General features: G+C 67.0%; 15 protein-coding genes. 4 read left to right on the forward strand and 11 right to left on the reverse strand.

Translation table 11 applies throughout. The annotated features are described in order from the left end of the window. Nucleotides 1–23: 23 nt before the first annotated feature. The 11 genes from C5O27_RS01620 to groL all read right to left on the reverse strand — a co-directional run bounded on the left by C5O27_RS01620 (nucleotide 24) and on the right by groL (nucleotide 10,305). Nucleotides 24–818, reverse strand: coding sequence for a hypothetical protein (locus C5O27_RS01620; protein WP_127963736.1), 795 nt, complete (start codon nucleotides 816–818; stop codon nucleotides 24–26). Between the two features lie 51 nt (nucleotides 819–869). Then, nucleotides 870–1,820 (reverse strand): polyphosphate kinase 2, encoded by a 951-nt coding sequence (ppk2, locus tag C5O27_RS01625; protein ID WP_127961727.1) that lies wholly within the window; start codon nucleotides 1,818–1,820, stop codon nucleotides 870–872. Between the two features lie 102 nt (nucleotides 1,821–1,922). Beyond that, nucleotides 1,923–2,441, reverse strand: a complete 519-nt coding sequence (locus C5O27_RS01630) for a DUF6764 family protein (protein WP_035752055.1) — start codon at nucleotides 2,439–2,441, stop codon at nucleotides 1,923–1,925. Between the two features lie 134 nt (nucleotides 2,442–2,575). Beyond that, the gene (locus C5O27_RS01635; protein ID WP_127961728.1) at nucleotides 2,576–3,016 is read right to left on the reverse strand and encodes an SRPBCC family protein; all 441 of its coding nucleotides are present in this window, start codon (nucleotides 3,014–3,016) and stop codon (nucleotides 2,576–2,578) included. Nucleotides 3,017–3,124: 108 nt separating this feature from the next. Further along, nucleotides 3,125–3,802, reverse strand: coding sequence for a DUF4166 domain-containing protein (locus C5O27_RS01640; protein ID WP_127961729.1), 678 nt, complete (start codon nucleotides 3,800–3,802; stop codon nucleotides 3,125–3,127). Nucleotides 3,803–3,950: 148 nt separating this feature from the next. After that, a complete protein-coding gene (locus C5O27_RS01645; protein ID WP_127961730.1) occupies nucleotides 3,951–4,556 on the reverse strand; it encodes a TetR/AcrR family transcriptional regulator in 606 nt (201 codons plus the stop codon). A gap of 136 nt (nucleotides 4,557–4,692) precedes the next feature. After that, complete coding sequence (locus tag C5O27_RS01650; protein ID WP_127961731.1) at nucleotides 4,693–5,505, reverse strand: tyrosine-protein phosphatase; 813 nt, start codon at nucleotides 5,503–5,505, stop codon at nucleotides 4,693–4,695. A 50-nt stretch (nucleotides 5,506–5,555) separates the two neighbouring features. After that, nucleotides 5,556–6,581, reverse strand: coding sequence for an alpha/beta hydrolase (locus C5O27_RS01655; RefSeq protein WP_127961732.1), 1,026 nt, complete (start codon nucleotides 6,579–6,581; stop codon nucleotides 5,556–5,558). 373 nt (nucleotides 6,582–6,954) lie between these two features. After that, nucleotides 6,955–7,860: an MSMEG_6728 family protein gene (locus C5O27_RS01660; protein ID WP_127961733.1), complete on the reverse strand. Its 906-nt coding sequence runs from the start codon at nucleotides 7,858–7,860 to the stop codon at nucleotides 6,955–6,957. Between the two features lie 41 nt (nucleotides 7,861–7,901). Further along, the gene (locus C5O27_RS01665; RefSeq protein WP_127961734.1) at nucleotides 7,902–8,546 is read right to left on the reverse strand and encodes a DsbA family oxidoreductase; all 645 of its coding nucleotides are present in this window, start codon (nucleotides 8,544–8,546) and stop codon (nucleotides 7,902–7,904) included. Between the two features lie 133 nt (nucleotides 8,547–8,679). Next, nucleotides 8,680–10,305 (reverse strand): chaperonin GroEL, encoded by a 1,626-nt coding sequence (gene groL, locus C5O27_RS01670; protein WP_127961735.1) that lies wholly within the window; start codon nucleotides 10,303–10,305, stop codon nucleotides 8,680–8,682. Between the two features lie 236 nt (nucleotides 10,306–10,541). Between groL and C5O27_RS01675 the strand changes: the two genes are divergently transcribed. The 4 genes from C5O27_RS01675 (at nucleotide 10,542) to C5O27_RS01690 (ending at nucleotide 13,268) form a co-directional block, all read left to right on the forward strand. Beyond that, entirely contained in the window at nucleotides 10,542–11,450 is a 909-nt protein-coding gene (locus C5O27_RS01675) for a TIGR03621 family F420-dependent LLM class oxidoreductase (protein ID WP_127961736.1), read from the forward strand. A 93-nt stretch (nucleotides 11,451–11,543) separates the two neighbouring features. Next, entirely contained in the window at nucleotides 11,544–12,179 is a 636-nt protein-coding gene (locus C5O27_RS01680; protein ID WP_006867297.1) for a DUF4178 domain-containing protein, read from the forward strand. 22 nt (nucleotides 12,180–12,201) lie between these two features. Continuing rightward, on the forward strand, nucleotides 12,202–12,738 hold the full coding sequence (locus C5O27_RS01685; RefSeq protein ID WP_127961737.1) for a DUF2617 family protein: 537 nt from the start codon (nucleotides 12,202–12,204) through the stop codon (nucleotides 12,736–12,738). Then, nucleotides 12,735–13,268 (forward strand): DUF4247 domain-containing protein, encoded by a 534-nt coding sequence (locus tag C5O27_RS01690; protein WP_127961738.1) that lies wholly within the window; start codon nucleotides 12,735–12,737, stop codon nucleotides 13,266–13,268. The genes C5O27_RS01685 and C5O27_RS01690 overlap by 4 nt, the downstream gene beginning before the upstream one ends. Nucleotides 13,269–13,332: the final 64 nt, after the last annotated feature.

Here is a 13,332-nt window from a genome sequence, read left to right on the forward strand (position 1 = left end):
CGCATCTGGAGGGAGCGGGCGGCTCAGCGCCGGCCCGCGAAGACCACCCGGCCGATGAGCCCGACAACGACCATCGCGACGCCCACCCCGCCGACGATCAGCGCGACCTGGGTGAGGTCGGAGTAGGCCCCGTCGATGATCAGCTCGGCCACCTGCCGACCCGATGATTCGGCGCCCGCGACCTCCTGCTTGGCGCGGTCGGCGAAGAACAGGCCGATGACCCAGCTCGCGACCCCGGCCGCGACCGCGCCCAGCCCGAGCCAGGCGAAGACCGTGCTGCGCCGGTGCGCGAGCAGAAGGGCGAGGAGTCCGGCGATGACCGCGACCGCCGCCGCACCCCGGGCGAGCATGGTGATCTGGTTGCCGACCTCGGCGTATCTACCGGCCTCGAGACCCGAAGCCCCGTTGGTCAAGTCGACGACGACCGGTCCCGAGATCTCGTTCGGGGTGCCGGTCAGATTGAGCGCCCGGTTGATCATCGCGGTGATGTCGAGCTGCATGACGGACGTGTCCTCACCCGGTGCGGGTTGGGTGAACAGCCAGGCGTGCTGCTGGCCGACGACATCGGCGAAGTCGAGCCGGAACTGCTCGCTGTCGGTGTACGTCGCGGCCAGCGGACGCACCAGCGCACCCGCGATCGGGAGATCGGTGCGGGCGGTGGCCTGGGCGGCGATCTCGTCGGCGAGGTAGTCCTTCACCTTCTGGTTCTCGGCCATCGGCGCGACGGTGGAGACGAATCCGTCCTGGTCGACGATACGCAGGTCCAGCCACAGAGCCGGGACCGCGAGCACGGTCGCCGCCATCGCGACGAGCGTCATCAGAGCACTCAGAAAGCTTCGCACCCCACGAGGCTACCGAGCCACCGACGGCTACTCCCCGACCACGTCCGCGGCACGCCCGACGATCAGCGGATCCGGTCGGCCGACGAAGTCGTGGTTCTTGCCGTCGTACTCGAACAGGCTGAGCACGTGCCGCATCGCGTTGATGCGGGCACGCTTCTTGTCGTTGGACTTCACCACCGTCCACGGCGCGTGGTCGGTGTCGGTGGCGGCGAACATCGCCTCCTTGGCCTCGGTGTAGGCGTCCCACTTGTCGAGCGAGGCGAGGTCCATCGGCGAGAGCTTCCACTGTCGGACGGGGTCGATCTGGCGGATGGCGAACCGCGTGCGCTGCTCGAGCGGGGTCACCGAGAACCAGAACTTCACCAGGTTGATGCCGTCGTCGACGAGCATCTTCTCGAAGGCCGGGACCTGCGACATGAACTGGGTGTACTGCTGCGGATTACAGAAACCCATGACGCGTTCAACGCCGGCCCGGTTGTACCAGGACCGGTCGAAGAAGACCATCTCGCCACCGGCCGGCAGGTGCTGGACGTAGCGCTGGAAGTACCACTCGGTCGCCTCGCGCTCGCTCGGCTTCTCCAAGGCGACCACGCGAGCACCGCGCGGGTTGAGGTGCTCGTTGAAGCGTTTGATCGTGCCGCCCTTGCCGGCGGCGTCGCGACCCTCGAAGACCAGCAGATGACGCTGCCCGGTCTGCTTGGACCACTTCTGGAGCTTGAGCAACTCGATCTGCAGGCGACGTTTGGTGACCTCGTACTCGCGCCGGCTCATGCGCTCGGAGTACGGGTAGTCCTGACGCCAGGTGTCGACCACGTTGCGGTGCGGCAGCGTCAGCAGGACGGGGTCGTCGTCATCGTCGTCGTTCACGGTGAACTGCGTGACGTCGTGCAGGTCGACGAGTTGCTGAAGTGCCTCTCGGCCGTTCAAGACACTGAAGTCCGGGCCGACGTGGGGGTCTGCGTCGTGTAGTTCGGTCACGGTCCAACGATAGGACTACCGGGTGGACCACGCCCGACGCGCCGGTGAACGACGCGCCGCGTCGGGCGGGTTTGGTCTCAGATCGGTGGACGAGCCGACCGGTCAGTTGCGCAGATCGATGGAACCCGAATGCAGGCAGGCCTTCCCGGTGACCGAATCGAAGGCCGCCGCGAAGCCGCCGCTGCACACCGCGCCGTCGGGTCCGGCGTAGGCCTGGCCACCCCAGCCGCCGACCGCCACCGTGGTGCCGCCGCGCCGCGCCTGCGCGATCGACAGCGCCTTGGGACCGGTGGTCACCGAGTACGCCACGCCGCGCGAGTTGGCACCTGCGAGGGCCGACGAGCCCGGCTGCAGGTTGTACGACGAGGCGTTGCCGCCGTTGTCCGACACGGAGATGGCCGTGCCGTTGCCACTGCGGTCCTCGGCGGTCGCGCGGCTACCCAATCCGGCCTTGGCGCCGCAACCGCTCGCACCCACGACCCGTTCGATCTGTTGCCCGTTCGACGCCGTGCACTGAACAGCCGATGCGACACCCTCACCGGACAACCCGGCGAATGCGACACAACCGGCGCCACCGGCGAGGAAGACCAACGCCCGGACGGCAAATTTGTTCATTTTCAAGGGATTTGGCCTCCATGGTGCAACGGCTGGGCTGATGACGATCCCAGGGTACCCGCGGTCCGCGCGGGCCACCCGGGGGATCGTCGGGTCGACACCGTCCGGATGACGGCGACCCGGTTCGGGCGCGGTTTCGCTCAGCCGATGGCGCGCTTCTCTGCTTCGGCGGTGAGCCCCTTGCGAGAGGTGTCGACGGCCATCTTCTGAGCGCGCTTGACGATCAATCCGGGCAGTTTGATCTTGAGATCGACCTCCAGGTCGAAGTGCACGTGCGAACCGGTGTCGGTCGCGGTGACGGTGTACTTGCCGCGCTGTTCGCTGAGCTGATTCGACTTGATCAGGTGCCATTCGCAGGTCGTGTCGGTCCACTCGTACGTACACGTCTGTTCGTCGGATATACCCGCCGCGGTGACCACCATGCGCACAGTCCGCGGTGCGCCGTCGTCGTGCTCGTCGATGATCTCGGCCTCCTTGTGGGGGCCCGACCACTCGGGGAGGGACTCGATGTCCATGAGTACTTCCATCACCACCGAGACCGGGGCGGCGATGTGGAATTCGATGTTCGCGGAGACAGCCATGGAGTGAACCTACCGTCCGGCCTCCGCGGGCACACACCGAACCGTGCGCCGTCGGTATTCGTACCTGGTCGGGTGACCAGGTTTACCCAGGGCGGGACTCGACGGGGATCAGCTCTCCCGGTCGACGAGGTTCACCGGCCACGCCTCGTCGGGGATGTCGCGCAGTGTGCACGCCTGGTCCGCCGCCGTGAACCATCCTCGGAAATGCATGATCTCGCCGATGACCGGATTGCGAACCGTCATGTCACAGCGGAAGCGTTCGCGCTTCTCGTCCCACCCCTCGATGTATTTCATCTGCGCGGTGAAGAGGCCCTTCATGCCCACCTTCGGTCCGCGCCCCAGCCAGCGCATCGGTCCGCTCTCGAGGAGCAACTCGCCGGCCGGGGTCACCGACGGCTCGATCGGATAGAGGAACTCGGGTCCGTCGCCGAAGTAGTCGACGAGTCCGGTGCGTCCCGCGACGAGTAGGGAGTTGAGCTTGCGCGGGCCGGTCGTGTACCGGAAGGTCCGCAGTACCGCGAGGGACTCGCGCTCGAGTTCATCGACGTAGCAGTAGTAGGCCTGGGTGAACGGGACCATCCGACTGGTCTTGGACGGCAGGGCGTTCCGCTTGGCGTAGTGCCAGAGAGCGGGTGGGGGCAGGACCGAGGACACGTACACCGACTCGTACATGCCGTGGCAGATCTGGGCGACCCCGGAGGTGGAGTCGATGCCGTAACGCCATGCGACGTTGGGGTGGAGGCGGTCGAAGTCCGAGCCCAGCTCATGCCGGAAGACCGGCGTCATCGTGTCCCCTCCCGAACTCGGCCCAGCGTCGTTCACACGGCGTACTGCCACCGAGGTGGCGCCACCGTGAACCTACTACGGAGCCCGCCGCAAGCCAACGGCGTACAGATGACCAGGTCTGCGGGTTCGTCAGAACCGGTGGGAATGCCTACCGGTAGACCGCGGCGTCGCAGAGCGCGGCCAGTTCGGCGATGACGCGATCAAGCGGTTCGACGCTGCGCTGCGTCTGGCAGAGTGCGACCGCCCCCTCGATGGCGGCCACGACCAGGTTCGCCAGCGAATCGGCGCGCTCGCTGTCCACACCGTCGACGACGAGCCGGGCGGTGATCAGATCGGCCCAGCGGCGGAGGATCTCGGCGGCGGCGTCGGCCACCTCGGGCTCGCCGCGACGCGCCAGGCCGCCGGCCATGACCGGGCAACCGAACTGAAAGTCGGTGTTGACCAGCATGCGCCGCCACACGCCGCCGATCTCGCGAACCGTCTCGGCGGGGGTGAGCGTGGCCCGGCGCGCGAGCCGCTCGGCGATGAAGTCTCCCGCGTACCGGACCGCCTCGGTCATGAGCTGCGTCTTGCCGCCGGGAAAGTGGTGGTAGATGGACCCGCGAGGCGCGGCGCTCGCGGAGATGACGTCGCCGATCGAGGTCGCGGCAACACCGTCGCGGCCGATCAGGTCCGCGGCATGGACGATCATCCGTTCGCGCGGACCACGCTCATCCGATCCGGAGATGACGGATTCGGCGGAATGCGGCGCCATGACCTGCTCCTTCATCTCGTCCGGGTGGTCTATGCAACTATACATAGCCCGATCGCCCGGGAGGCGTGTCCGACCGGGTACGCAGACCTTGGTCGCACGCGGCTCAACCACGTGCATCGTCTTCCGGTAGGCCGGGTCAGGCCTCGACGAGGAAACGTTCGCGGATCTTGTCCTGCTCGCGGGTACCGATTCCGAGCGCCTCGCTGAAGTACCCCTCGATGCCGCCGTATCTGGTCCGCACCTCGTCGAAGGCCGCGTCGAGGTATCCCGCGTCGACGCCGAGAACGCCGACGAGAAGTTGCGGGTCGCCGCCCGCGGCCGCGAAGCCGTCGAAGATGTGCTTCAGCGCCGGGATGAGGCGCTCGTTGGTCAGCAGGTAGTCGCGGTAGACGTCCTCTTCACCCACCCCGACCAGGGTGAGAAATGCCGCGGCGGCCCAACCGGTGCGGTCCTTGCCTGTTGTGCAGTGGAAGAGGATCGGACTCGGCGCGTCGCCAAGCAGTCCGCGATAGAACTCCGAGTAGGCGGCGGTGGCACTCGGCAGGGTGATCATCTCGCGGTAGGTACCCGAGATCATCTCGCGCGCCTTGCCGCCGGACAGGACCTCGTCGGCCTGGGCGACGACGGCCGGATCAGCGAGTACGGCACCGATGTTGGCCGGGATCGACATCTGCGCGTCGGCGAGCACGTCGAGCCCGACCTCGGTGGCATCGGGCAGGGACGGGTCCGGGATGGCCTCCCGCTCGTGCACCGAACGGAGGTCGTAGACCGTGCGCAAGCCGAGGCCCTCGAGGGCGGCGACATCGGAGTCGGTGAGCGACGAGAAGTCCGTCGACCGGAACAGCAACCCGGATCGCACCACTCGCCCGTCGGCGGTCCGCCAGCCGCCGAGGTCACGCAGATTCGGGAGGCTGCCGATCGGGCTCGGCGCACCGGGTGTCACAGTCACGCGACTCATCGTTGCAGATGAACACGCCTCACCGGCGTCCAGCCGGTAGATCAGCGGGTCAGAGCACGCTCGAGCATCGGCCACGACTTGGCCAGCTGGTCCTGCCAATACGGCCACGAATGCGTCCCGGGCTCGTAATCGAACGTCGCGGGGATGCGTAGCTGCTTGAGCCTCTTCTCGAGGTTCAATGTGCACTGGTACGTAGCGGCCTCGATGGCTCCACCCACCCCGACGATGTCCACGTACTTCAGAGGGTCGCGATTGATCCCAGAACTCGAGAAGCGATCATGCTTGCCCGGCAGTCCGGTACCGCTACTGACGTAGATGGACTTGCCGCGCAGCTTGTGTGCATTCACGACGGGATCGTGCGCTCTCCAATTAGGCGCTCCGATCGGCCCCCAGATGTTTGCGACGTTACCGCCGCCTCGACCCTCGACCACAGCTTGGATGGCCAACGTCCCCAGCTCAGTGCTCGTTTCCGCACAACCGCTGTAGGACGCGACCGCGCGATAGAGATCAGGCGCCGTCTCCGCCAGTGCAAGAACAGAAGTTCCCGCCATCGAGATCCCTGCGATGCCGTTTGCGCCATCCGTGTCGAACTTCGCGTCGATGACCGGCGGCAGCTCCTTCGTCAGGAAGGTCGTCCACTTGTTGCGCCCGAGAACCGGGTCGTTCCGAACCCAGTCGGTGTAGTAGCTGTAGGCGCCACGCATCGGCACCACCACATTGACGTCCTTGTCGGCGAAGAAATCGACGATGTCGGTCTGTTCGAACCAGTGCCCCGTTCCTTCTCCGCCACCGGCCCCGTTCAAGAGGTACAGCGTCGGCCGCGGTTCGGAAGTGTCAGCTGCCACCAAAACACGAACCGGTACATCACGCGCCATGGATTCAGACCTCACGGACAGATCGACAACCCGGCCCTCGGCGGTCGCCTGAGCAAGCCGCGCCGCCCGCTCACGCACCCCGGGATCTGCGGAAGCGGCGGGCGGGACGGAAAAGGCTGCGACCACCGCTGCGATCGAGACGAGCGTTAAGGCCAACCTCCTGCTGCACACACTCCTACCCGCAGCTGTCATCGACATCCCCTCACATAGCCTTCGGCTCCGAATTCTCGGCAACGGAATCCTCACGTGCAGGTCTCGGTCCGAATACGTCGGACCATACTCAACATCGGTCGGCGGGTTCAGAACATTTCCTCGATCAGACACGGATCCGCATCGGGTCCATTCGGAGATGCCGTTCGAGAATGTCCGTTTCGCAATTGCATGCACGACAGGTCGTTCCCCGCCCATACCTGCGCGACCGGGGGTTATACGCACTTTGTGGTCACCCCGTAATTCACTCCGCGTCGCCGAACATGCATTCCCTCGAGTCGACGACGAACACGAAGGTCCGCAGGGGGCTCACGAAGTTCAATCGACCGGACTACACCTCGTCGAATTCGACCTTTTAATGGTTCTCCACCGCGACCGGGAACATCGTCCGCGGGTTCTGCAGGAGCGCGGGCGGGATCACCGATGACCGTGCCACCGTGCCGGTCCACCGAACACGCCGTCGATGGAGAGCGAGAGTCTTTCCACGCCTGGTGAACTCGTACTCGCTCTCGACGAGCCCGAGCGGGAGCACCGTCGGGTCGTCGGCATCGACGACTGCCACCTCGTCGCCGGGAGTCAGGTCGTCGACGAAGGACGCCAGTACGCGGAGGTCCTTGCCCGGTCGCCGTCCCGGGCTGCACTCCTTGAGCAGGGCGCGCAGCCCGTCGGCACTGGCCGTCGCGGCGTCGACGTCGATACCGGACTCAGTTCCGAGGCCGACGATGTCGCGCCGACGGAACTCGTCGAACTGCTCCTTCGATGACGGCCGGATGATCCACACCGTGCGATCACGGTCATTCCGGTCCGGCGCCGCTTCCGGCGGTTCGGGCCAGAAATACGGGAGATCGTCGGCGACGTCGCCGAACTCAGCGACGTAGAAGTCGGGATCCTTGCGCAGCAACGCCGACCGATGGCTCCGATGGAGGCGGTCGTCGCCCAGCCACGGCGGCATCAGACCGGCGTCGGCGAGATCCGACTGGGAGGCGCCCACCACCTCCGGTGCGAACTCGGCGATCATCGCAGCGGTGGTGTCCGCGCGTCCCTCACGACGCCAGACGTCGACGAAGGCCAGGCCATAGGAGACGAGAGCGGGAGTGTGCCCGCGCCACATCGTGACCGCCGGGTGGTTGCCCCAGCCGTAGTCGAACAGCTCCAGGGCACGCAGGATCTGCAGGGTCTCCACCCGCTGCTTGCCCAGCCGCGCGGGATCGAGGGCCTCGGCGGACCGCCGGAAGTCCGGGTAGGGCAGGAACGTCTGCATCGAAGGTGCCTTACCCAAACCCGGCAGTTCGCACACGAGGATCAGTCGGCGTGCACCTTTTCCAGGACCTGGGTGAAGGTCTCGGCGGGCTGCGCGCCGGACACGCCGTATTTGCCGTTGAAGACGAAGAACGGGACACCAGTGATCCCGTATGCCCGCGCCTGGTCGATGTCGGCGGCGACCGCCTGGGCATGGTCGCCGGATTCGAGCGCCGCGAGCACGGCGTCGCGATCCAACCCGACCTCGGCGGCCAGGTCGGCGAGCTCGGCGGGCCTGCCGACGTGCCGACCCTGCTCGAAGTAGGCCTGGAACAGCCGTTCCGCCAGCTCGAGCTGCTTGCCGTGGGCGCGCGCGAAATGCAGCGCCTCGTGGGCCTTGAGGGTCTTGGTGTGCTGGAGGCTGTCGAAGTCGTAGTCGAGGCCGACGTCGGCCGCGATCCCGCGGACCTGCTCGAGCATCCCCTCGACCTGGGCGGCGGGCATCCCCTTGTGCCGCACCAGGAAGTCGATCTCCGAACCCTCGAAGTCGACAGGGGTGTCGGGTGCGAGTTCGTAGCTGCGATAGGTCACCTCGACGTCGTCGCGTCCGGCGAACTCGGCGAGACCCGCCTCGAAGCGACGCTTCCCGATGAAGCACCAGGGGCACGCGATGTCGGACCAGATGTCGACGGTGATGGGAGAAGCCAAGTGGTCTTCAACCCCCTTCCGCCACGCGCGGTTCCTGCGGGCGGCTCGTGGACCGATATACGAAACCGGCCCACTCCGAATGGGAGTGGGCCGGCCCGTGTGCTTTAGAGCTGGTCAAGCAAGGGGTTCTGAATCAGAAGCCCATGCCGCCCATCTCGTCGGCGCCCGGCATGGCCGGTGCAGCGTTCTTCTCCGGCTTGTCGGCGACGACGGCCTCGGTGGTGAGGAACAGAGCCGCGATCGAGGCTGCGTTCTGCAGCGCCGAGCGGGTGACCTTCACCGGGTCGTTGATGCCGGCAGCCAGCAGGTCCTCGTACTCACCGGTGGCGGCGTTGAGGCCGGTGCCGGTGGGCGAGTTCAGGACCTTGTCGGCGACGACGCCCGGCTCGAGACCGGCGTTGATCGCGATCTGCTTGGCCGGAGCCGAGAGAGCGACGCGGACGATGTTGGCGCCGGTGGCCTCGTCACCCTCAAGCGAGAGTGCGTCGATGGCCGGCTCCGACTGGAGCAGGGCCACGCCACCACCGGCGACGATGCCCTCTTCGACGGCAGCCTTGGCGTTGCGCACGGCATCTTCGATGCGGTGCTTGCGCTCCTTGAGCTCGACCTCGGTGGCCGCGCCCGCCTTGATGACCGCAACACCGCCGGCCAGCTTGGCCAGGCGCTCCTGCAGCTTCTCACGGTCGTAGTCGGAGTCGCTGTTCTCGATCTCGCCACGGATCTGGGCCACGCGACCGGCGATGGCGTCGGGATCGCCCGCGCCCTCGACGATGGTGGTCTCGTCCTTGGTGACGACGACCTTGCGAGCGGTACCGAGCAGCTCGATGCCGGCGCCCTCGAGGGACAGGCCGACCTCTTCGCTGATGACCTCGCCACCGGTGAGGATGGCGATGTCGGCCAGCATGGCCTTGCGGCGGTCACCGAAGCCCGGGGCCTTGACGGCGACGGACTTGAAGGTGCCCTTGAGCTTGTTGACGACCAGGGTCGAGAGGGCTTCGCCCTCGACGTCCTCGGCGATGATCAGCAGCGGCTTGCCGGCCTGGATGACCTTCTCCAGCAGCGGCAGCAGGTCCTTGATGGTCGAGACCTTGCCCGAGACGAGCAGGATGTACGGGTCGTCGAGGACGGCTTCCTGACGGTCGGCGTCGGTGACGAAGTACCCCGAGATGTAGCCCTTGTCGAAGCGCATGCCCTCGGTGAGCTCGAGCTGGAGGCCGAAGGTGTTGGACTCCTCGACCGTGATGACGCCTTCCTTGCCGACCTTGTCCATCGCCTCGGCGATGAGCTCGCCGATCGAGGGGTCGCCGGCCGAGATGCCCGCGGTGGCAGCGATCTGCTCCTTGGTCTCGACCTCCTTGGCGCTCTTCAGCAGCGACTCGGTGACAGCCTCGACGGCCTTCTCGATGCCGCGCTTCAGACCCAGCGGGTTGGCGCCGGCAGCGACGTTGCGCAGACCCTCACGGACGAGAGCCTGTGCCAGGACGGTGGCGGTGGTGGTTCCGTCGCCCGCGACATCGTCGGTCTTCTTGGCGACTTCCTTGACCAGCTCGGCGCCGATCTTCTCGTAGGGATCCTCCAGCTCGATCTCCTTGGCGATGGAAACACCATCGTTGGTGATCGTGGGGGCGCCCCACTTCTTCTCCAGAACGACGTTGCGACCCTTGGGTCCCAACGTCACCTTGACGGCGTCGGCGAGGCTGTTGAGGCCCCGCTCGAGGCCGCGACGGGCCTCTTCGTCGAACGCGATTTGCTTGGCCATGGGTAAGTGATCCTCCGAAGGGGGTGACACTAGGTTCGTATGGCCGGAACTCGGTGCCCGCGACGGACGACCGGTGTGTCATTCGGTACCGATCTCACCGTCCCGACCTGGCACTCACAGCTCGCGAGTGCCAACGTCCGTTTTAGCACTCGACCCTGGCGAGTGCAAGGTCGCACCGGCCCGGACTCCACCGCATCCACCTGGCCGGCCGTCGAGCCCCTGGCTAGGTTGTGGACATGTCTCTCGCGAACAGGCCGTTCCGGTTCGGGGTCAACATGCTCGTCGTGGACACCAGCTCGTCCTGGAAAGAGCGCGCGCGGCACGTCGAACAGCTCGGCTTCGACGTCCTGCTGGTCCCGGACCACCTCGGCATCCCGAGCCCCTGGCCTGCACTCGCGACGGCGGCCGCCGCGACCGAACGACTCCGCGTGGGCCCGTTCGTCCTCAACGCGGCGTTCACCAACCCGGCGCTGCTCGCCCGCGACGCGGCGACCGTCGACCAGCTCTCCGACGGTCGCGTCGAGCTCGGACTGGGCACCGGCTACGTCAAAGAGGAATTCGAGTCGGCCGGAATCGAATTCCGGCCGGCGGGCCGCCGCGTCGATCACCTGGCCGAGACGGTGACCCGGGTTACGTCGCTGCTGAACGATCCCGGCCACACGCCGCGCCCCGTCCAGGAGCGCGTGCCGCTACTCCTCGGCGGGAACGGCGACCGGGTGCTCCGGATGGCCGCCGAGCAGGCCGACATCGTCGGGTTCACCGCGGCGCGGACGGGACGTGACGGCGATCTGGAACCGTTGCCGGCGGCCGAGTTCGACGAACGGGTCGCCTTCGCCCGCGCCGCGGCCGGCGCCCGGGCAGACGACATCGAATGGAATCTGCTGATGCAGATCGTTGTGGTCACCGACGACCCGGGGACGGTCGTCGACGAGCTGATCGCGAAATACGGGCTGACGATGGAGCCCGACGAGTTCGCCGGACTCCCGTCGGTCCTGATCGGCTCGGCGTCGGACATCGCCGCGCGGCTCGTGAGGCTGCGGGACCGCACCGGGATCAGCTACATCACGGTTCTGGAACCGGTACTCGAGCAGTTCGCACCGGTGATCGACCTGCTGCGCGACGTCGATGCCCGCGCGGACTGGTGACGTCGTCATTCACCTCGGCGTCATCGATTCCGGGGTCATTCACCTCGCCGAACCCGGCTGACGGCACCGGAGTATCCGGATAGTGTCGGCGAAGTGGAGTTCCTGCTGATCATCGTCGTGGCCCTGCTCGCGATCATCGCGGTGGTCGCCATCTTCAACTACCTGGGCAACCGCAAGGCCCGCCAAGCCGAGGCGGACGCCCTCCGCAACCGCACGTACCGGCCCGGGGACCCGTTCTCCTCGGCCGACGACGACTCCGTCTACGGCGACCCACGCCAACTCAAGCCCGGCGACCTCGTCGAGCTGCGCGGCGAGACCTATGCGGTCCGCGGCACCGTGCGGCTGACCCAGGACGGATACACCTGGACCGAGAACTTCCTCGACACGGGACTCGGCAGCAAGGCCTGGATCTCGGTCGAAGACGATCCCGACCTCGAGGTCGTGCTGTGGCATGAACTGTCCGGCGTCGTCGTCGAGCCCGGACCCGGCACGGTCGAGGTCGACGGCCGCCGCTACCACTCCGAGGAGGCCGGCACCGCCCGGTTCACCTCGGCGGGCACCACCGGCGTCGCAGCGTCGGGCCGGATGGCCTACCACGACTATCAGGCCGGCAACGAGCGGTTGTCGTTCGAGGACTACGGCAGCGGTTGGGAATGTGCGCGCGGCGAACTCCTCACCCGCGCCGACTACCGCATCTTCCCCAGCAATCCCTCCGACCAGAACATCTGAGCGGCGAAGGACTGCGAGACACATGTCAGAACAGCCCGGCGCAACTGTCGCCCACCTTCCCGTCGCATACGCGGACACGAGCGCCGACCAGCTCGGTTTCTCGCTCGACGCCCCGCTGCAGGAGCCGCTCGCCCGAGAGGACGGGGAGATCGACGGCATCACGGTGTCGGTCCGCTTACTGGGCGCGAGCCATCAGGTCGTCGTCGACGACGGCGCCCAGCGCATCTGCGAGACCGTCGCATGCCTGCCCGACGTGAGCTCGGCGCTGCCGGAGACCTTCCAGCAGAGCGGTTATCTCTTCAGCTCCCGCATCGAGCGTGCCACCGACGATCAGATGGCCGCGCTCGTCGAACAACTCGGAGTCCGCGTCACCGAACAGATGGCGTCGGGGAACCCGAGCGTGATGGGTGTGTTCCCCGGCGACCCCCACGCGGTGACCGCAATCGTCTCCGAATCGACGGCCGAACAGATCTCGTGGCACACCTGGCACACCTATCCGCAGGCCGGTGACGTGGTCATCACGACCAGCGTGATCCACCGCGGAGCGATGCGCGCATGACATATCCGCCCCCGCCCGGCCAACCGCAGCCCGACCCGCGCCGCCGGCTCAACCGCATCCGCAACATCATCATCGGCGTCATCGTGGTGATCACGATCTTCGCGCTGCTCGGCGCGTGCGGCGCCCGTGCCCTGCGTGGCGGGCTGGGTGGGTCGGCGCGCGACTTCATCTCCCAGAACTACGAACGCAATACCACCCTGGACGAGGGGGACGTGGACGCCTACGTCGCCGAGGGCACCCCCACCGAGGTCGCCGAGGACATCCGTGACGCCGAACGCCCCACCGATCAGCGCGCCGGCGCATCGGGGACGGGCAATGTCGCGGGCACCCAGTTCCTCCAGTACCGCGACTACATGGTCGCCCTGTTCCCCTACGCCGCCAACCAGACCCGCGTGATGCTGAGCCGTGACTACCGGTCGGGTTACAACCGGTACCACAACTACGTCGGCGCCTTCTGGGTTCCGACGCCGGGTTATTCCGGCAGCGGCAGCAGCAATCGCGGTGGCGGCAGTGGAGGCGGCGGCAAGTGACGCCCGGACCCCAGTTCTCGCGACCGATCCCCCAGACCGAAACCACGGCCCGAACCCACGGAGA

It is taken from the genome of Gordonia alkanivorans (assembly GCF_004011905.1).
In the GTDB taxonomy this organism is placed as follows: domain Bacteria; phylum Actinomycetota; class Actinomycetes; order Mycobacteriales; family Mycobacteriaceae; genus Gordonia; species Gordonia alkanivorans.

What these genes read in the sequence shown, in the direction of transcription:
- C5O27_RS01620 (WP_127963736.1), bottom strand. Translation starts at nt 818, where the DNA reads ATGACGCTCGTCGCGATGGCGGCGACCGTGCTCGCGGTCCCGGCTCTG.
- C5O27_RS01635 (WP_127961728.1), bottom strand. Translation starts at nt 3,016, where the DNA reads ATGGCTGTCTCCGCGAACATCGAATTCCACATCGCCGCCCCGGTCTCG.
- C5O27_RS01640 (WP_127961729.1), bottom strand. Translation starts at nt 3,802, where the DNA reads ATGACGCCGGTCTTCCGGCATGAGCTGGGCTCGGACTTCGACCGCCTC.
- C5O27_RS01645 (WP_127961730.1), bottom strand. Translation starts at nt 4,556, where the DNA reads ATGGCGCCGCATTCCGCCGAATCCGTCATCTCCGGATCGGATGAGCGT.
- C5O27_RS01655 (WP_127961732.1), bottom strand. Translation starts at nt 6,581, where the DNA reads ATGACAGCTGCGGGTAGGAGTGTGTGCAGCAGGAGGTTGGCCTTAACG.
- C5O27_RS01660 (WP_127961733.1), bottom strand. Translation starts at nt 7,860, where the DNA reads ATGCAGACGTTCCTGCCCTACCCGGACTTCCGGCGGTCCGCCGAGGCC.
- groL (WP_127961735.1), bottom strand. Translation starts at nt 10,305, where the DNA reads ATGGCCAAGCAAATCGCGTTCGACGAAGAGGCCCGTCGCGGCCTCGAG.
- C5O27_RS01675 (WP_127961736.1), top strand. Translation starts at nt 10,542, where the DNA reads ATGTCTCTCGCGAACAGGCCGTTCCGGTTCGGGGTCAACATGCTCGTC.
- C5O27_RS01685 (WP_127961737.1), top strand. Translation starts at nt 12,202, where the DNA reads ATGTCAGAACAGCCCGGCGCAACTGTCGCCCACCTTCCCGTCGCATAC.
- C5O27_RS01690 (WP_127961738.1), top strand. Translation starts at nt 12,735, where the DNA reads ATGACATATCCGCCCCCGCCCGGCCAACCGCAGCCCGACCCGCGCCGC.